Consider the following 18,486-nt stretch of genomic DNA (forward strand, 5'->3'; position numbering starts at 1 on the left):
AGAAGGGAAGAGGGGAGGAATGCAAGCTGTTTTTTTAACGTTAGTTTGGATTGTTTGCTATTGGTTTTGTCTGCCAGTTTATGCTGTTGGAGATTCGCCGATGGTCAATTTGCCAAAGAGTACGATCGAAGGTGCGATCGACTTTCACATTCATTCTTCTCCTGATGTGATTCCTCGCAGGTTGGATGATTTTGAAGTAGCGAAATTAGCTGCTACGGCGAAGATGAAAGCTGTGGTATTGAAAAATCATTATGCCAGCACAGCAGCGCGGGCAGTTTTGGTTAATAAAATAGTACCAGAAATCCAAGTTTTCGGGGGAGTTGTTCTCAATCATTCTGTCGGCGGCATTAATCCCGACGCTGTAGACGCAATGCACCGCATCGGCGGCAAATACGGTAAAATAGTGTGGCTGCCAACGGTTGATGCTGAGAATCATTTGCAGGTTTTTCATAAGTCGGGAATTGGGATTAAAGTTGCGGAAAATGGCAAGGTTTTACCGGAAACAGCAGCGGTGTTGAAGATTGTAGCAAAAGAGAATTTGGTATTGGAAACCGGTCATATTTCCTCAGAAGAAGTGATGGCGGTTGTCTGTGAAGCCAACCTTCTCAACATTAAGAACATCCTGATTACCCACGCAATGGCGGATGTACCCGGTTTGTCTCTAGAAAATATGCAAACAGCCGCCGCAGCCGGAGCTTTCTTAGAACTCGCATTTGTCAACGATTTGATGGGAGAAAATGCCGCTGATGAGGCACACAAAAACTGGCATCAAGTTTCTATTAGTCAGATGGTAGCAGCGATTAAACTAATTGGAGCCGAGCATTTTATTATGAGCACGGATTTAGGAAGAAAACCCGATCCTTTACCTGCGGAAGGTTACAAATTATTTGTAAAAAAATTGATGTCGGAAGGTATTTCTCAACCTGAAATTGATTTAATGATGAAGGTAAATCCCGCTCGATTGTTAGGAATTTAGGAGTAAATATGATGTCCGATTGCCTAAATATTCTCCTGTTTGTACTGAGGATTTCTTTCCTTTGATTTCTACTCAAGTAGGCTCTACTTCAGGTTCTGGAGATTCTCGATCGCCCGCTGGGGAGTTTGTTGGCAATTCTGATAGCTGCGAATTTAGCTGCAAACGTTCTTGATAAACGATTTCTAAATGATTTTCTAATTCCGCTACTTGAGATTGCAGTTGATTTTGAGCCTGATTAGCTGTATCGATTTGGCTTTGAAATTCCGATATTTGAGAGTAAAGGTACGATCGCTCTCTGTTAGCTGTTTCTAACTGGGATTGCAGTGGCGATCGCTCTGCTACGCCTAATTCCAGTTGAGCTTGCAAACCCGACAGTTGAGACTGAAGTTGCTGCCGCTCTTCAATCGAGCGATCGAACTTAATTTGAATTTCCGACAACTGGTACTGTACCTGCAACCTGCTTTGGCTAGCCGTTTCCAACTGACTCTCAAATTCCGACAGCAGAGCGTGAAATTGAGAACGTTCTGCATCCACCGTCTCTAACTCTGCTTGCATTTCCAGCAATTGAGCGTTAAGTTGCGATCGATCCTGCTCCGCAACTTCTAACTGATATTGAAGTTCTGCCACTTCTGCTAACTGCGACTCAGCTTGTTGAGCATTTTCTAACTGCAACTCAGCAATCAGAGAATCAATTTGCGATCGCTCCTGGGCAATTCCTCCCAAAACTTCTTCCATTTCCGACACTCGATTATTTAAAAAATCTTGCTCGCGAGTCACTGTTTCCAACCGATTTTGCAACTGGGACAATTCAGAATTTAGCTGATTTTCATTCTGCACCTTTTGCCGCAATTCCGAATTTCTGGCATCCAACTGAGCCGCCAAATTCGATATAGCCTCCTGCGAACCATGCATCCGCACCAAATTGCGCGAATTTCGCTTATTCAAAATTAGCCAGCAGACTAAGGCCCCGCCTCCAAATCCTATTAATAAAAGTAATGCTTCCATTTGTTCTATCTAATTGATATAAATTGAGTAATCTTGATGCTTGCCCAAAAAATGGACAGCAACAAATCGCTATCTTACTCAAAGCTATCACAACTTGCAAGCCTGTATTAACTTGGTTCAACAATTTATATTTATTTACAAATACCTTTTGTTTACAGGTAAGGTGCGCCATCCGCACCCTGCAAGCCCAATTAATGCAGCAAATCCACAATATGAGGAATAATTTCGATATGCTGAGTCAACAAATAATCCAACCTATCCGCCAATAAACTAAAAATTAAATCGTTATAACTCATCCCGTATTCCGCCAAACCTAAAGCTACCAAACTCGTCACATTTTTCCCTGGATGTTTCAGATCCGGTTTCGGATTTGCTTCCAAAACATAAAGCGAGCCATCAGCATCACTTCGGACATCAATCCGCACCAAACTATTCAAACTAAACTCCCAATAAATTTTTCTAGCTAACTCAATTAACTTTTGTTTGAGTTCCGGTTCCTCGCTCCCCATCAACCGTCCTCGATCGGCCGTAATCGCTTTTTTATCCATAGAAGTAAAGATGCGTTCGTCAGACTCTAGCACCCGCTCGATTGTCGAAAAAGCAAATGGTTTTGTATTTTTATCAAATCTGCCTTTAGCATAAGTAACATAGCCGCAAACCGCTACACAAAATTCTCGTCCCGGCAAATACTTCTCAATTAAAGCAGTATTGTGAGTGTCTCGGTGAACTTCCGAAACTGCCTGAGACAAACCCTCAATTTTGTCTACAAAATGAACGTGCAGCGAAGCGCGGCCGGATACTGGTTTAACAACAAAAGGCCCTGGATAATCCCCGAAAGCAATGGCAAAACGCTCGTGCAAATTAGGATGCAAAATCCCTTGAGAAGGATGCCAATTCATAAACGGAGCGGTTTTAATTCCGACTGATTGCAGTTCCCGTTTAAAAGCGTGTTTGTTATCTAAAGTTGAACTGTTTAAAGGATTGTGACCGACATAAGGCATTCCCAACATTTCCAACAAAGCGGGAGTGTGACAAACAGGATTGTAGCCCTGGACTCCGCCAGTATTCAGCCACACTAAATGGATGTTGTTTTGTTTGAGTTGTTCCGGCAAGTTCATGTCGTCAGGCATGACAAAGACTTGCTGAAAGCCAATTTCTGCTAAGGCTTTAACAATCTCACGGGCGACTACTTCGTAACTCTTCCAAGCGCGGGGATTGTGAGTTTTGTAAATCACAGAACCAGGGCGATCGCAGTCGCCGCCGAACACCACAGCGATCCGCAATTTAGCAAACATTACCTCCAAATATTGAGGCAGCAAACTAAAGTCATAATGCCAGCGATTTATGCCAATTGATGTTGCAACCATTTAAGTTTTTTTCCTGTGTATTTTATTTTTTATCTGCAGAACGGCTAGATTTTGCCAAATATATTCCCGCCAAAACTACGGAGAAAGCAAACCAATTAAACAAGCTCAAACTTTCCGCAAACAGCACCCAGGCAATAATCGCAGTAATCACGGGTTCTAGGAGCAGGAAAAGAGCGACAAATCCCGACGACAAACGACCGAGACTGTGGATGAGCAGTCCCTGACCGAAAGCTTGACAAATCACCGCCAAACCAATTACAGCCAGCCATCCTTGCCAAGAATAAGGAAAAACTCGATCGCCCGCCAGCACAACCAGTGGCAAAACCAAGATACTGCCAATAAAACAGCGCCACATCAATATAGTTGTCGCCGGAAACTTCGTTCGCAAATGTTCTGCAATCAGCAGATTTCCTGCATAAAACATCGCTGATAAAAGAGCAGCTATGTCGCCGAAAAGAGTGTCTCCTGCAGTTTGCAAATCGTCCATGCCGATCGCAATTGCACCAGACAAAGCCACCGCCAGTCCCACCAAAAACCTGTTGTCAAAGCGCCGCCCCAACAGCAGCCATCCCCCCAAAGTAGTAAATAAAGGAGTTAAGTTTCGCAGTACAGTAGAATTAGCGACATTAGTCTGAGTCAGTGACCATGCCCAGAAACCCAAAGAAGCAGAAGAAACCACGCCTACCGCTGTTAACAGCATCACATCCTGCAGAGTGTAGCTCGATCGCTCTTCAACTTGTGCCCCAGACATTCGGCGGCGCGCAGCATCAGCACCATTCCATAGTCCAAATACTACAGTTGCTATCCACAAACGGTTAAAAACAGTAGCATTCGGGCTGATTTCCCGTTCGCTCAACCTAATAAAAATCGCAGCCAGCGACACCGCTAGCAGCGCCGCCGACAGCGAAACGATCGCCCAAATTTTGCCTTGACTGTCAGCTAATTCACCGTTTTTTAAACTGTCTGGCTTTCCCGAAACAAGAGTTTTGTCTTCAGTTGTTAAGGCAGAGTTTAACTCGGTTTTTTCCAAAACATTGCGCTGAATTTCAATATTTGGCTCTGGCAATCCCAGTTTTTTTGACATTATTAAAAGTTCCAATGAAGGCATAAGGCAGTTGTGTAGAGTGCGTGAACAAATAATATTTGGGCGGCGAAGGGAGTGACTCAAAAGTCACGCACTCTACTTACTAGGGCTGTACCAACTATTTTTTATAGTTATAGCAACCGCCACATCGGTAAGGACAGAAATAAGCTCATGAATAGATCCCTGACCCTTGTAGCATCAACGGTTTGATGCCCGTCTAAAAACTGTCAACTGTCAACTGTCAACTGTCAACTGCTATAACAGCAGCTTAGGTTGAAGGTTTAACAGAAAGCCTTGTCAAAGCCTCCTTTAGTGCCGGCGGCAATTGCCGGATAATCTTGCCCTTGTCACGATCGACACCAACCAAAGTTACCTGTGCTGTCACATATAACTCCTGAGTATCAGCCGATCGAATTTCGTAATCCCAAAGCAGCCTCACGCCCTCGGTAGCAGCGATCCGCGTTCTGACTGCCACAGATTGACCCATTTGTACAGCCCGGTGGTAGCGCAGCGAAAGTTCCACCACTGGCAATTCCAAACCCTGCGCCACCCAGTCTGCATACTCGATGCCAAGAGAGCGCAAACTTTCCACCCTAGCTTCTTCCATCCAAGCAATATAAGTCCCGTGCCAAACCACACCGCTGTAGTCAGTATGGTGAGGGTACACTCGCACCAAATATTCAAACCAGCCCTCAGAGTCCATCCCGCGCCGATTTTGAATAGCACCAGCCGGTGCGAGTTCTGGTTGAGTTCGATCGTTCTCTAACACGTTACAAATTGTTCCAAAACGCTACATTTCTACAAATCATAAAGCAAAGTTCAGGCTTATGCTGGACATTAACTAGCTAGAGTACCAACGCCCTAGTTTAACGTCGCACAAGAAAACTCAACTGTTTTTACCGCCAAAACCATGATAGAAAAAATTTTAGTAGCCGTCGCCGGTCGCGGCTTGTGCGAAGAGATGTTTAATATGTTGATGGACATCCCTTCCTTGCAACAAACCTCTGTCACCGTCTTGCACGTCGTGCCGCCCCAAGTAACATCCGATGGCATGGCCGAGAAATTGGAAGAAGGAGGCAAGATTTTAGCACAAGCAGTCCAGTCTTTGAAAATAGATCCCAGCAAAGTCAACCCGCGGCTCAAACAGGGAGACCCGAAAACCACAGTTTGCCAAGTCGCAGAAGAAGAACAATCCGACTTAGTAATTATGGGTTCCCGGGGACTCGGACGGCTGCAATCGATTTTGGAAAACTCTGTCAGCCAGTACGTTTTCCAGCTAACATCCCGACCGATGTTGTTAGTAAAAGACGACATCTACGTCAAAAAAATCAAGCGCGTCATGGTGGCGGTAGACAAATCAGAAGCTGCCAAACAGTCATTAGAGCTTGCGCTATCTTTGGTTAAAGAAGTCAGCGGCGGAGAGATAATTTTAGTACACGTCACCAAAGATTTGACGGGAAAAGCCAGCGAAGATTTAACAGGAAGTGCTGAAAAAGACCCCGTATTAGCTCCGGCAGTAGCACTAGCGAAACAAATGGGAGTTAGCTACCGCTGCGTGAGTGCTACAGGCAAGCCAGGGGAAGAAATTTGTCGGATTGCAGACGACTTGAATGCCGACTTGTTGGTAATCGGTTCCCCCGATCGGCGACCCAACGTTGCCAAAAACTTTGTGGATATCGATCGACTCCTGGGAAATTCGCTATCAGACTACGTGCGAGTTTATGCCAACTGTCCCGTCTTGCTAGCCCGCACAGTCGGCTAGAATCTCATCGTTAAGAGTTAGCAGCTAACACTCAACAGTTAATAAAAAAAGCGCCTCAGCAAAAAGCTGTTGGCGCTTTTTTTTGCAAGCAGCAAAGCCAGACAGAAATAGCAGCAGTTGCTAATCTTTTCTACCTTGACGGCTAGCAGTTTGAATGTACAGAATGATTAGAAAAACACTGGGAACCAATACAAACAGAATGGTTGCCACAAACCCTAAATCGTTAACTTCCATGAAGACGCTCGCCTCTATCGGAAAATAGAAAAACACACACAACTAGGATATCACTCAAAGGCAAAAGGCAAACTCGAATACAGAAGTACATCAGCAGAAGGCAGTAGTAGACAGTGGAATAGGAAAAAAATCAAAATTCAGAATCCAAGAATTTTTATTTCCTTCTGCCCTATGCCCTATGCCCCATGCCCTATGCCCCATGCCCTATGCCCCATGCCCACCGGCAGTTAAGGTTTAGTCTTCACGCTCACCTGGCCGTTGACCATAGCTTGACAAGCCAACCGATAGTTTTCGGGCTTTTTCTTGAGCTTGCGGTTCTCAAAGTCAGTGCGGGGCGACAGATTTTCACTGCCATCGACAATTTCCACAATGCAGGTGCCGCATTGACCAATGCCCCCGCAATTCATCATCTTTCCCGAAAATGTGTACAAATCGATGCGGTTTTCTAGAGCTTTGAGCCTCAAATTGGCCCCGTCTGCTGCGATGACTTCCTGATTTTCCTTTACAAACTTGATATTGGCCATTGCCGATCCCTTAACGCAGTTGACATGGAACTCTATTACAAAATATTAACTAATGTGTCGGACGTTTAATACCCGATGTCTAATTGCCTTTGTGATTAAAGGTCGTGAAACCTAGCTATCCCGTAGGAAATCGCCCCAACTCAATCTCAAGGAGCATCCGAGAGGTTATTCGTCGGGAGATTGCTCACAGCCCGCTGGATAGACGAAAGTCCCAGGTTGTAGGTGACAATTGCCGACAATCGGTTTCTCTCAGCCCTAGTCAAATCAGTTTCCGCCTGAATGACATCCGTCTGAGTACCCACCCCAGCTTGAAAGCGCAGTCTGGCCAAACGCAGAGCTTCCCTTGATTGCAAAACCCCCGCCTCAGAAGTTTCGATATTCTCAAAACTCGACTCTAAGCCATAATAAGCTTGTTCCACTTCCCGGCGCACCTGATTGCGGAGTTGGTCGAATCGACTTTCGGCGATTGTAATATCAGCATCCCGCTGTTTTACCCTGGCGTTCGCCGCGCCCCCATCGAAGATACTCCAAGTCAGACTCGCCCGGATCGAATAACCATCGGCCCAGCCGCGAGCAGCAAACGGATCGGGGTTATCAGGGTCTTGTCCCAGTACGTTGTAACTACCCCCAACACTCAGTTGAGGCAAACGCCCCGCCTGAATCGATCGCCTCTGCTGATTGCTGATATCCCTCTGTACCAACTGCTGTTCCAACTCGGGGCGATTCCTAAAAGCCTGCACGATACTTTCTTCCAAAGACAGCCTCCAAGGTGCGGCTTGCTCTACCGGGTCAGCCGCTGTCAAGTTCGCCGACTGGCTGATATTCAAAATCTCAGCCAGACGCCGCTGGGCCACTCGCTGGTCACGACGGGCCAATGACAGTTGTTGCTGTTCGTTAGCCAAATTTGCCTGAGCCTGCAACACAGCAAACCGGGTTCCGACCCCTGCCCGTTCCAGGGCTTCGGCATCCCGCAAACTTTGCTCGGCATTTCTGACCGAAGCTTGGCGGATGGCAACTTGTCCGTCCGCGTTTTGCAAGGTGTAGTAAGCCTCAGCAGTGTCGAAGCGCAGTTCCTCGGCTTGGCGTTCCACATCCAGTTCCCGAAGGCGCACCTGTTCCTCTGCCGCGCGGATGTTAGCGCGCCGCCTTCCGAACAAATCGATGTCATAGTTCAACTGCAAAGTGCTGTTGAGACTGTTGTTGCCGAAATTTGTGCCGGCTTGCTCGGCGGGCTGCCCGGTTCGGTTAGCCAGAGCGTTGAGGCGGCGCTGTCCAGCCCGGATTCCGAGTTCTCCGCCGGCACTCACAGACCGGCTGGCGTCCATTTGAAAATTCAGGTCTGGATAAAGAGCAGCTTGCTGTTCGCGCAAAGCGGCTCTGCTTTGTTCCACTTGCTGTCCGGCGATTTGCAAAACTTGGCTGTTGCGGCGGGCGAGGTCGATCGCTTGCTGCAAGGTAATTGACTCAGTTTGCTCGATCCTGACATCCTCCGGCTTTGTCGGAAACAGCAGCGGATTCGGGTTGGGTTCCAGGGAAGTCGGAGGCTTGGTATCTAAAATGCCCCTCGGAGGCACAGGGGGGAAACTTTCGTTGGGAGTGCCCCGGAGAATGGGTACCGGGGAACTGGGCACAGGAACATTGTTGGGAGGGTTCGGGGAAGGCTGCTGAACCTCTGTCGGTTCCAAACCTCTTAGTGGTGTGGAACCGCCCTGAGACAGAGTTGATGGGGAAGCCGGAGCAGCCTGTTGAGGTTTTGATGCTTGCTCGGGCCCGGTTGCGGAAGTTGATGCGATATTCGCTCCCCCTTGCTGCGGAGACTCGGAGGTTTGCGGGTTAAGGGCGATCGACTGTTCGGGATCTGAGGCTGATTCTGGCGCTTTGTTCGAGGTCGATCGAACTTTCTGCCCTAATTCGAGCTGATTGAAGCGGGGGGAACTGTCCAGAGATTGAGCCGGGGGCTGTGCTGAAGCACTCTGTGCGGCGTTGCTGAAAGTAATTGCAGCGCCCACTCCGACTACGATAATTTGACGAAAAACACGCATAATTTTTTAATTACTCTGCAATCCTAGAGACAATTTTAGAGCAAGATTGAGGTCTCAAGTTTCTAGTCTGTAGCCTGAACTCGACGGTTACAAGTCACAATTACCCTACTCATCTTAACTTTTGAATGTTCGATCGACATTTACAATTGAACTTCAGCATTTGCCAGACCGATCGCCGCCGAGATTAGTTCCTCTACGCCACTCACCGGCAAAATCCGGGTTTTGAGCGAGTTTTCGAGCTGTTCTACGGTCATATCATCGAGAAAACGCGGTTCCCCCTGTTTTAGCATCACCGAGGGCAGCAAGATGCCATCTCCCAAGTCTCGCCCCTGCAAAGCTTCGAGCAAATCTTGCCCGGTGAGCAAACCCGTGACAGTGATAGTTTGTCCCCAGTAGCGGCTGGAGAGTGCTGCCATATTGACAGACAAGCCGGGAATCTGGTTGAGTTGTTGTGCGATCGGCTCAAAAGCTTTTTCAACAGCATTTCCCACCACCCAAACCAACCTACGAGGTGGAATAACCGGCAGCGGTTGCAGCTTAGCAAAAGCCGCTTCAAACTGCCCAATAAACTGGCGAATCGAACCCACACCATTACCAATTTGGGGATAATCCTCATAATCTGCCGCCGACGGCAAATCTAAACCAGCGATTAAAAACCACTCATCAGCCAGCCAAATACAGCGCGATTTTGAACTCTTTTTCTTAGTTTTTCCGCCACCTTTTCCCTGACTCAAAACCCCTTGAATTTTCTGCACTTGCGCGATGACTTCCCGCGCTTTTTCGGCAGTTACAGCAATTAATTCATCTGCCGCAGGGCGAAAGCGAGTTAAACCCACCGGCACCACAGCCACCGATGCCACAGCCGGGATATTTCCGGTATGAAACTTTGCCAAATCTAACAAAGTCCGTTCCAAATGTTCGCCATCATTAATTCCCGGACAAACAACAACTTGAGCATGAATTTGCAAACGGCGCTCTTGAAACCATTTAATTTGTTCGAGAATCTTCCCAGCCCGAAAATTTTTCAACAAGCGAATTCGCACATCCGGTTCCGTAGCGTGCACGGAAACGTAGAGAGGAGAAAGCCGCATTTGTTCGATTCGGTTCCACTCTTTTTCAGTCAAATTAGTGAGAGTGAGATAGCTGCCATAAAGAAAGCTGAGGCGATAGTCATCATCTTTGAAATAAAGAGTTTCGCGCTTTCCCGAAGGTTGCTGGTCAATAAAGCAAAAAGGGCAGCGGTTGTTACACTGAATTAGTCCGTCGAAGAGGGCGGTTTCAAATTCCACACCCAAGTCTTCGTCATACTCTTTTTCTATTTCTAACTTGTGAGTTTTGCCTTTGGTATCTAAAACTTCTAGTTCGAGAAATTCATCGGCGCACAGAAATTGATAGTCGATTAAGTCGCGGGGTTTTTGGCCGTTAACGGCGACGATGGAGTCTCCGGGTTCAAATCCCATTTCGGCGCAGATGCTGTCGGGGATAACTTTGGTAATTCTGGCTGGTTTGGTTGAGGATTCGCTCATAGGATCGCGAGAAAATTTTGAGAGGTTTAATAAAGTATTTTTAAGAGACTTTTTGTATACTTGAACCTGTAAATAGAATTATAATACTATCTCCCCTACACCTGGATCTGCAACACAATTATAAGTTAGCACCCATCAGTCACGCTACCACGAATCTCGCGCCCTACAGGTGCTTTTCCTGCCGAAGCGCCTTCAAGAGACCAAGTGTCCTAGCTGTCGCGGCCAAGCGATTCGGATGGATGTTTGCTTCCGTCGGCGGAAGAAATCAGATCGCAAGCAATAGGCTATGGTACGCTTCTGGATCGAACGTGGGTTTGTTTTTCAAAAGGTCGATCGCCGGGAAGCCTACCCCGAGAAGCTCGATCGAGCGAAAGCCTTTGTGGTTCAATTCAAATAGCAAGGGCTGATCGACAGCACAATAAAAACGCCCCCACAGACCGCCTACGCCCGCCCAAAAGTAGCAGTTTGCAGTGTGGGAAGCACGCCGTAAACCCCCAAAATAACTATCCCGATGACAGCTAACCAAGGGCTTTTGCTTTCACGCAACCACAGCTCAAACACTTGCCCACAGGCGATTTCGCAGATTCTCGCTCATGCACAAAACCACAAAGATTGGATCAATTGCATCATATTATGTGCGATCGAATGCCTTGTGGCTAAAATTGAATCATTGATTTTTCCTGTGGCTTACTGTAATGGATAAGGCTAAAACTTACATTGGCAAATTAAAACCGCGATATTCCTTCATCCTCAACCCGTATCCCGATATCAGGTTGAGCAAATGTCCGAAGTGTCAAAAACTGACACATCTGCGGAAATTTGCTTTGTTTATCTCGATTAAGGGCGTGGGGCCAATAATACAGGGAAAAACCTGTCGCTACTGCTCGAAATGCGAGTTGATTATGGCGCATCAAGATGAATTGGAGGCAGAATTGACGGTGGGCTTGCAGAAAATTGCACCGCAGGCGATCGGCAACGAATATTTTGTTGTCGGAACGTTCGATCAAAAGCTGTGGCAGCACCAACTCCAAAATAAAGAAAAAGAAACCGATGTGGAAAAGGACATATTCAACCATTTGGCTGACTTCAAAACAATGCTAAATTTGGAGGTTGAACCGGGAGGTTGGCATCGAAACTAGATATTCGATTTTGGGAGTTGCTGGCGATCGTAAATTAGTACAATCGCTTGCCAATTTAGATGATAATTCCCACTGCTGAAGTAACTATTTTAACAGTTTCGATGCTGCTTGCAAATCTTAAAATCATCCCATCATGTCTGGTAGGTTGACAAATTTAAGATTAGTTTGTAGTGCGGACTAAAGTCCGCAACTTGGAGCGGACTTTAGTCCAGCCGACTCATGGGATTATAACAAAAAGACTCAAGCATCTGGTTCTTCAGAAGTTGTGCGAAACCCTCCTAAAGTTGAGAAAGGGGTAATGTTTGTCCAGTTATGGCTTGCTGCCAAGATTGGCGAAAGCTTGCTGCTGAAAAATCTGTATCTTCTTCTGTTGTTGCAGCTTCAGTTTCCAGAGAATGGGTGCGTTGGATAATACCGGATAGTGTTTTGAGTAGTTCAAGCTGTTCTGTCAATGACAGTGACTGAGCAAGATCGATCGCTTGTTGAAGTTGTGAAGTCATAGCAAATCCTCCTTGTTTTATTTTACATTAGTTTCCTACGATCGCATACCACAAACTCACCATGAGGCACAAACTCGCTAAATGCTGAGGAATCAAAGATTTAATCGATCGCTTAGCAATTTGTTGAGTCACAAATATCGTCACCAACAATGAGACAATCAAAGTAAAACCTTGCAAAAAACTAATCACCGCTGGATCTCCTACAAAACTCGGCAAATCATCTCTAATTTGTCCGAAAGTGGCAAAAGTTACCGGAAGCACTCGCCCGCCTTCCTGCAAACCCAATCGCCAATAATGAGCCAAACTACCGCCCCAGACTAGGGGGAGATATCCGTAGGCAAGAGAGACAAATGAGAGAGGTTTATAGGTTGTAAATGGAATAGTTTTTGCTTGTCCCAATCGGTAAATTGCCTGCATGACGGCATAAGCTACTAACGGAATCAGCGGCGGGATAATTAACACCGCTAGCGACATTCCTAAATGAGGTAAAAATTGCTCTAAATTGATACCCAGCCCCAACAAACTATCGATTTCCGGTAAGCGATGGAGATAGATACCGCCTAATAAGAGAAATAACAAGGCAACTTCATAACTGTGAGGAACGTGGGTTGTCCATAATTCGATTCCCGGAGGGCGCACATTTAATTCTACCGACCGATGGGGACAAGCTTTTAAGCAAGTCATGCACAAGACGCAATCTTTATTATCAGTTAATTGGGCGGGATGGGAATAAATTGGACACCCATTAGTGGTTAATCCTTCCCCCAATCCCGGGCCGCCTTTATAGCATTGGTAGGTGGTGCATTCCGCCGCGCAGGTTCCTTGTTGGGCGCGCAATTCGATAATTGAAAGTTTAGCAAATAATCCATTCATCCCTCCGATGGGGCATAAATATCGACACCAAAACCGCCTTTCAAAAATTAGCGAAAAAATTACCGCGCCCGCCGTAATTAGCAATAACAAACAACTGGATAAATAGGCGGTATTTTCTAAATTCCACAACTCTTCCCAGAGAAAGATTAGGGTAAATAGTCCGAATAAAAACCAACCACCCCATTTTTCGGCTAATTGGCGCGGCCATTTTTTGAGAGTTCGCGGGAAAAATTTTAGCGATAGTTTTTGGACGATTTCCCCATAAATCATAAAAGGGCAAAAGGCACACCACAATCGCCCGACGAGGGGGAATAATAATAACATCAACGGCCACCACCACGCCCAAAAAATATTGAGAGCAAAATTATGCTCTCTATCTTGGGGAGCAACAAATAGGATGATTACTACTAATGCAAATACCCAACTGGTAAACCAATAATTCACGCGATCGGGATACCAATCACTCCGTAAAAATTGCCTAAATTTAGGATAGATATTTAATAAATTCAGGCGAAATTTTTGTTTTTTCGCCGCCTGGGCCCAAAATACTTCTTCGGTTAGTACCTGACTTCCCTGGGCTTGAACTAAAGCGCGATCGACCATTCCCTGCAATTCCTGTAAATTACCTGGAAAATCGTAGGTTTGCAAGCGGCGAATTGCTTCCGGTGTGACTTGGGGCTTGACTAATTTCTTTTGGCGACCAAGAATATTGAGATAATAGTTGACTTGTGCCTCTAAATCTGTTTTTCGCACCCGCAAGGATGGGACTTTAATCTTGTGTTGTGTCAGCTTATCTAGCTTAGGCTGCACAATTTCTGAGATTAAAATTATGCGGGCATTAGTAGAACGCGGTGGCGGTGGTATTTGTCCTTCTCTGACTACTAGGGTATAGGTTCCATCTGTTAATAATTGCTGAATTTTGGGGCATAATTGAGCGGGTAATTCTTGCACGTCATTGAAAATTAACGTCCCTTCGCCCAACCATTCCAACAATCCCGGTTTGCCGCCCAAACGCCCGAATAATTCCGCTCCATTAGCCTGAAGCAAGGCACTTTTGATCTGAATAACTGGTTCGTTGCGGCGGTGGGAACCGAAATGAATTAAAGCAGCTAAATTATCTTTTTCTAAACCAGGTTCGCCAGAGATTAATACCGATCGATTGTCACTCGATGCTGTGCGAATTTGTTGGCGCAATTTCACTGCATAACGGCTATTGCCAATTACTCCGCGTTTCGCCCTTGGTACTAGATAGCTGCGGAGGGCGTTTTGACGCTCTCTTTCGTAGGCGATTTCTGATTCTAGCTGCTCTAATTTCGCAGCCAAGCGTTGAGCGTAGGCTTCGGTGATGCGTGGATATCTTTCTAGCAAACTGCGCCAGCGTGAGGCACTAATTACCCAAAATTGACATTCTGTACGGGCAATAATTCGACTATCTGCCGGTTGCGATCGCTGGAGGGCGGATAAATTGACGATCGCCCCCGGTAACAAACTACTCCCCCACATTAAGCCCGGTTGTTTGCGCCGGTAGCGATCGGCTTGTCCACTTTCTAGGATGTAGAGATTGGTGACGGGCGTATCTTCGATTACCACTCGAAATCCCGTGGGAAAAGTTGCCATTTCCATTTCCAGCGCGATCGCCTGTAAAATGTCGCGGGATAATATGCCTAATTCGGTGTTCGATTCGAGCCAGTTAACTAATTTTTCGGTAGACATCGCTTAGCCTCGGCGAAAGCCGAATCGTGGTGGTTGGTGTAAAATATATATTTTTGTGCTACATCAATATTAACTGCTGGGAACGACTAGCATTTTGAGTTTGAGTGTGGTGTTAATTTTCTGTCTTCAGCATAGCCGATCGACACTCCCCGCTCTAATATATTTTTTCTGCACGTCCTCCTGCAATCTGCACATTAAAAGTGATTCCCGATCGCCCAGGCTGCCATCCGAGTTGCACCGCTTGCCGTATCCATTGTGCTACATCAGAGGGTTTTGCTGGTAATTCACAGTTAGTTGTACTCCTATCTTGAGGATGAGGTCGATCGGTGATGATAACTAAAACCGAACCCCGTTTTTCAGCGTGTTCGACACCAACATGAAGATTTCCGCAACCGTAGTCTGCTTGCGTATTAGTAGCTTGTCTTCGGATTAGCCAGATGAAAGGCTCCCTATCAACAATTATTTTTCTTGTTCCTTTTTTCGGTATTGACATAGTTTGCTAAGCTCGTTAGCGTAAAGGTAAAAATCGCACTTGCCCTTCCCATTCTCCTTCCCGACTGCACTCAGCTATTAGCAAAATTTCCTCGATCGCCAAACCTACGGAAACACGGCGACTGACTTCAAATAACCCAGGCATTGCAAGACCTGCTTGCATTCGCTCATAGGCGAAGTTGGTCATCGTTGCTACATCGTGAATTAGTACCACGCGCCCTTGCTGCGCTGCCCATTCTAAGACAGTTGGGTCGTCTGCTTCGATCGACCCCATATCTTGAACGCGGACAATATCAACGTCGGGATTCCGCCGCAGAATACCTCAGACAATCTGATTCTTAAAGTTCTCGTCTACCAAGAATCGCAGCATATAAAAATACCCTTTTTTGTTACGTCTTGCTAATAGACGATCGCGTATTCCAACTGGGTTAAAATGCCTTTCTGCTTCCTGATGAACTTCTGCAGCAAGACGTTGACGTTCCATCAGATAAGCGTTAACTTCGGATTGGTGTCGCAAGTAGTAGCCGATCGCAAAATAAATATCGGAAAGTTGAAGAGACGGGTACTGTTCCCTGATTTCTTCTGCTGTGCATCCTTCAAGAAAAGCTTTCATTCAGTTGACAGTTGACAGTTGACAGTTGAGTGCGACCTCTACCTAGAAGGAAGAGGATTGGAGTAATGAATAGTTTTCTTTTAATTTCTCCCGATCAGGGAGAGGCTTTAAACCAATTCTTTCTGGTAATGAGTGTATCTAGGGTGACGCGGGTTCTGCTAACGCGAATCACACCGTTTGCATCAGCCACCAGCGGAATTGGTTCAGCCGTAGGAACAAGTAGCATTTTGAGATTGATGGCAGTGTTAGTTTTCTCTCTTTAGGATAGCAGTTTGCTAAAGTCGATCGCCTTTGCAATCAGCATAAGTTCTGGGTTGTGAATTTAGCTGAGCTGTGACAAGATATATCAAAGATGTGGATATATTTATGAAATTCAAAATTTTGACTGGATGCGTCACAGGGTTAGTTATTTCTGTTACCACAAATGTACTTTTTTGTCAACCCAGACGTGCGGGAAATGAGAGCTTTTTTAACAGTGGTACTCTCAAATATATTAGCACTGGGATTATGAATGCAGAACCCGTGGTGTGCGCTGCTGTTAATCAAGATGATACTTGTACGAATAGGACTTCGCTATTCACCCTGAAGCAGGGGAGTGATGCTGATGCTACCTTGAAAAAACTGCCAAAAGTTGACTTAACAGTTGTAGAGTTTACCAACAGTCAAAAGTACAGCGTTGCTAAGATTTCCAACTCAGATTTGGCGGCAGGGACGAAAGCTGAGGATTTTTTTATTCTGGGTGAGGATAAGTATCAAAAAGGAGATTATAAAGGTGCTATAGCCGCTTACACTCAAGCAATTGCGCTTAATCCTAACTATGCCCAAGCCTACCACAACCGGGGAATTGGCCGCTCTAAATTAGGAGACAAGCAGGGTGCGGTAGCCGATTACAACCAAGCTTTACGAATTAATCCTAACTATGCCAAAGCCTACTACAACCGAGGAATTGCCCGCTCTGACTTAGGAGACAAGCAGGGTGCGGTAGCCGATTATAACCAAGCTTTACGAATTAATCCTAACTATGCCCAAGCCTACAACAACCGGGGACTTGCCCGCTTTAAGTGAGGAGACAAGCAGGGTGCTGTAGCCGATTACAACCAAGCTTTGCGAATTGAGCCTAACCATGTTAATGCCTACTACAACCGGGGACTGGCCCGCCGTGACTTAGGAGACAAGCCGGGTGCGATTCAAGATTTTCAGAAAGCAGCAGACTTATATCAGAAGCAAGGAGATAAAAATAATTATGCAAAAGCCATTAACATTCTTAGGAGACTTCAATAAACTGCTGCCTTACTAATCGCTATAGCCTGTTTAACACCTGACAAATCGTTTGTCCTTCCATCTGAGCGAAGTTTGTACGAGGAACCTAGCTTTGAAGTTCCTCCCAGTCGATCGCTTGCAATTAGTGTATAAAGGCGAGTATGTTTAATTTCAAAGCTATTTTCTTGCCAGGTAAAATCAATGAAAATTTTTAACAAACGGACGATCGCGTTGATTGGTGCAGTTGCAATAAGTGCGATCGCACAACCAACCCCAGTTTTTGCTATATCTGCTCAGGTTCCGAGTGCGTCTGTGGTGGCTGCGCCCAAAACTGAGGATTTCTTTATTCAGGGTGAGGAAAAATATGAAAAAGGAGATTATCAAGGCGCTATAGCGGCTTACACTCAAGCAATCGTGCTTAATCCTAATTATGCCGAAGCCTACAACGGCCGGGGAAATGCCCGCTATAGTTTAGGAGACAATAAGGGTGCTGTAGCCGATTTCAACGAAGCTTTGCGAATTAATCCTAACTATGTAGATGCCTACACCAGCCGGGGGAATGCCCGCGATGACTCAGGAGACAGCCAGGGTGCACTCGCTGATTACAACGCAGCTTTACGAATTAATCCCAACGATACCTCAGCCTACTACAACCGGGGAGTTACCCGCTCTCGTTTGGGAGACAAAAAGGGTGCACTCGCCGATTACACCGAAGCTTTGCGAAATAATCCTAACTATGCCTCTGCATACAACAACCGGGGAATGGTGCGCTCTGATTTAGGAGACAACCAGGGTGCTGTAGCGGATTTCAACGAAGCTTTACGAATTAATCCTAACTTATTAGAAGCCTACGGCAACCGGGGACTTGCCCGCTCTGAGTTAGGAGACAAGGAAGGTGCGATCCTCGATTTCAACCAAGTTTTACGAATTAATCCTAACGATGCTCTTGCTTACTATTACCGGGGGATTATCCGTTATGTTTCAGGAGACAATCAGGGAGCTGTAGCCGATTTTAACGAAGCTGTGCGAATCAATCCTAACTGGGCCGAAGCCTACACCAACCGGGGGAATGCTCGCGATGATTTAGGAGACCGTCAGGGTGCACTTGCCGATTACGATCGAGCTTTGCAAATTAATCCTAACTTTGCCGATGCCTACTTAAACCGGGGCGTTGCCCGCTCTCGTTTAGGAGACACGCAAAGTGCTTTAGCCGATTACGATCGAGCTTTGCAAATCAATCCTAACTTAGCCGGCGCCTACTTGAGCCGGGGAATTGCCCGCGCTGAAGGGGGAGACAAGCCCTGACAGGTGTAGGTTTTTTACAATTAGGAGGAATTACAGGCATAAAATTCATCTACAGGGGTATCAGGGAAAGA

20 protein-coding genes and 1 pseudogene are annotated in these 18,486 nt (G+C 46.2%); 6 read left to right on the forward strand and 15 right to left on the reverse strand.

Features of this window, described 5'->3' with window-relative positions; genetic code table 11:
* Positions 1-19: 19 nt before the first annotated feature.
* Positions 20-976: a DUF6282 family protein gene (locus tag QUA44_RS18565; protein WP_333253101.1), complete on the forward strand. Its 957-nt coding sequence runs from the start codon at positions 20-22 to the stop codon at positions 974-976.
* A 72-nt stretch (positions 977-1,048) separates the two neighbouring features.
* On the opposite strand, the gene QUA44_RS18570 is transcribed toward QUA44_RS18565, so the two are convergent.
* From QUA44_RS18570 to QUA44_RS18585, 4 genes are all read right to left on the reverse strand, one after another.
* Positions 1,049-1,981 carry a hypothetical protein gene (locus tag QUA44_RS18570; protein WP_333253103.1) on the reverse strand — a complete coding sequence of 311 codons (933 nt, stop codon included), beginning with the start codon at positions 1,979-1,981 and terminating at the stop codon, positions 1,049-1,051.
* A 191-nt stretch (positions 1,982-2,172) separates the two neighbouring features.
* On the reverse strand, positions 2,173-3,348 hold the full coding sequence (locus tag QUA44_RS18575) for an ATP-grasp domain-containing protein (protein ID WP_333253106.1): 1,176 nt from the start codon (positions 3,346-3,348) through the stop codon (positions 2,173-2,175).
* A 22-nt stretch (positions 3,349-3,370) separates the two neighbouring features.
* The gene (locus tag QUA44_RS18580) at positions 3,371-4,432 is read right to left on the reverse strand and encodes a DMT family transporter (protein WP_333253108.1); all 1,062 of its coding nucleotides are present in this window, start codon (positions 4,430-4,432) and stop codon (positions 3,371-3,373) included.
* 268 nt (positions 4,433-4,700) lie between these two features.
* Positions 4,701-5,201: a thioesterase family protein gene (locus QUA44_RS18585; RefSeq protein ID WP_333253110.1), complete on the reverse strand. Its 501-nt coding sequence runs from the start codon at positions 5,199-5,201 to the stop codon at positions 4,701-4,703.
* A gap of 141 nt (positions 5,202-5,342) precedes the next feature.
* On the opposite strand from QUA44_RS18585, the gene QUA44_RS18590 reads away from it, so the two are divergent.
* Positions 5,343-6,194, forward strand: coding sequence for a universal stress protein (locus QUA44_RS18590; protein ID WP_333253112.1), 852 nt, complete (start codon positions 5,343-5,345; stop codon positions 6,192-6,194).
* 120 nt (positions 6,195-6,314) lie between these two features.
* On the opposite strand, the gene psbM is transcribed toward QUA44_RS18590, so the two are convergent.
* The 5 genes from psbM to QUA44_RS18615 all read right to left on the reverse strand — a co-directional run bounded on the left by psbM (position 6,315) and on the right by QUA44_RS18615 (position 11,105).
* Positions 6,315-6,428: a photosystem II reaction center protein PsbM gene (psbM, locus tag QUA44_RS18595; RefSeq protein ID WP_015177760.1), complete on the reverse strand. Its 114-nt coding sequence runs from the start codon at positions 6,426-6,428 to the stop codon at positions 6,315-6,317.
* A 227-nt stretch (positions 6,429-6,655) separates the two neighbouring features.
* Complete coding sequence (locus QUA44_RS18600; protein WP_333253114.1) at positions 6,656-6,952, reverse strand: 2Fe-2S iron-sulfur cluster-binding protein; 297 nt, start codon at positions 6,950-6,952, stop codon at positions 6,656-6,658.
* 146 nt (positions 6,953-7,098) lie between these two features.
* A complete protein-coding gene (locus QUA44_RS18605) occupies positions 7,099-8,994 on the reverse strand; it encodes a TolC family protein (RefSeq protein ID WP_333253116.1) in 1,896 nt (631 codons plus the stop codon).
* A gap of 140 nt (positions 8,995-9,134) precedes the next feature.
* Complete coding sequence (locus tag QUA44_RS18610; RefSeq protein ID WP_333253118.1) at positions 9,135-10,520, reverse strand: TIGR03279 family radical SAM protein; 1,386 nt, start codon at positions 10,518-10,520, stop codon at positions 9,135-9,137.
* A gap of 441 nt (positions 10,521-10,961) precedes the next feature.
* Entirely contained in the window at positions 10,962-11,105 is a 144-nt protein-coding gene (locus tag QUA44_RS18615) for a hypothetical protein (protein ID WP_333253140.1), read from the reverse strand.
* A gap of 110 nt (positions 11,106-11,215) precedes the next feature.
* Here QUA44_RS18615 and QUA44_RS18620 point away from each other — a divergent pair, with 110 nt between their 5' ends.
* The gene (locus QUA44_RS18620; RefSeq protein WP_333253120.1) at positions 11,216-11,659 is read left to right on the forward strand and encodes a hypothetical protein; all 444 of its coding nucleotides are present in this window, start codon (positions 11,216-11,218) and stop codon (positions 11,657-11,659) included.
* A gap of 278 nt (positions 11,660-11,937) precedes the next feature.
* Here the strand turns inward: QUA44_RS18620 and QUA44_RS18625 are convergent, their stop codons facing one another.
* The 6 genes from QUA44_RS18625 to QUA44_RS18650 form a co-directional block, all read right to left on the reverse strand.
* Positions 11,938-12,159, reverse strand: a complete 222-nt coding sequence (locus QUA44_RS18625) for a hypothetical protein (RefSeq protein ID WP_333253123.1) — start codon at positions 12,157-12,159, stop codon at positions 11,938-11,940.
* Positions 12,160-12,186: 27 nt separating this feature from the next.
* Positions 12,187-14,745 carry a sigma 54-interacting transcriptional regulator gene (locus QUA44_RS18630; protein WP_333253125.1) on the reverse strand — a complete coding sequence of 853 codons (2,559 nt, stop codon included), beginning with the start codon at positions 14,743-14,745 and terminating at the stop codon, positions 12,187-12,189.
* A 154-nt stretch (positions 14,746-14,899) separates the two neighbouring features.
* Complete coding sequence (locus QUA44_RS18635) at positions 14,900-15,238, reverse strand: hypothetical protein (protein ID WP_333253127.1); 339 nt, start codon at positions 15,236-15,238, stop codon at positions 14,900-14,902.
* A 15-nt stretch (positions 15,239-15,253) separates the two neighbouring features.
* On the reverse strand, positions 15,254-15,511 hold the full coding sequence (locus tag QUA44_RS18640; RefSeq protein ID WP_333253129.1) for a hypothetical protein: 258 nt from the start codon (positions 15,509-15,511) through the stop codon (positions 15,254-15,256).
* A gap of 48 nt (positions 15,512-15,559) precedes the next feature.
* On the reverse strand, positions 15,560-15,850 hold the full coding sequence (locus tag QUA44_RS18645; protein ID WP_333253131.1) for a DUF433 domain-containing protein: 291 nt from the start codon (positions 15,848-15,850) through the stop codon (positions 15,560-15,562).
* Positions 15,851-15,944: 94 nt separating this feature from the next.
* A complete protein-coding gene (locus QUA44_RS18650) occupies positions 15,945-16,076 on the reverse strand; it encodes a hypothetical protein (RefSeq protein WP_333309843.1) in 132 nt (43 codons plus the stop codon).
* 140 nt (positions 16,077-16,216) lie between these two features.
* Between QUA44_RS18650 and QUA44_RS18655 the strand changes: the two genes are divergently transcribed.
* The 3 genes and pseudogenes from QUA44_RS18655 to QUA44_RS18660 all read left to right on the forward strand — a co-directional run bounded on the left by QUA44_RS18655 (position 16,217) and on the right by QUA44_RS18660 (position 18,415).
* Positions 16,217-16,915 carry a tetratricopeptide repeat protein gene (locus QUA44_RS18655; protein ID WP_333253135.1) on the forward strand — a complete coding sequence of 233 codons (699 nt, stop codon included), beginning with the start codon at positions 16,217-16,219 and terminating at the stop codon, positions 16,913-16,915.
* A gap of 12 nt (positions 16,916-16,927) precedes the next feature.
* Positions 16,928-17,131, forward strand: a pseudogene (locus QUA44_RS30745) (tetratricopeptide repeat protein); the annotation flags it as partial.
* 180 nt (positions 17,132-17,311) lie between these two features.
* On the forward strand, positions 17,312-18,415 hold the full coding sequence (locus tag QUA44_RS18660) for a tetratricopeptide repeat protein (protein ID WP_333253137.1): 1,104 nt from the start codon (positions 17,312-17,314) through the stop codon (positions 18,413-18,415).
* The last annotated feature ends 71 nt before the right edge of the window (positions 18,416-18,486 follow it).

Source organism: Microcoleus sp. N9_A2 (genome assembly GCF_036701775.1).
GTDB lineage: Bacteria > Cyanobacteriota > Cyanobacteriia > Cyanobacteriales > Microcoleaceae > Microcoleus.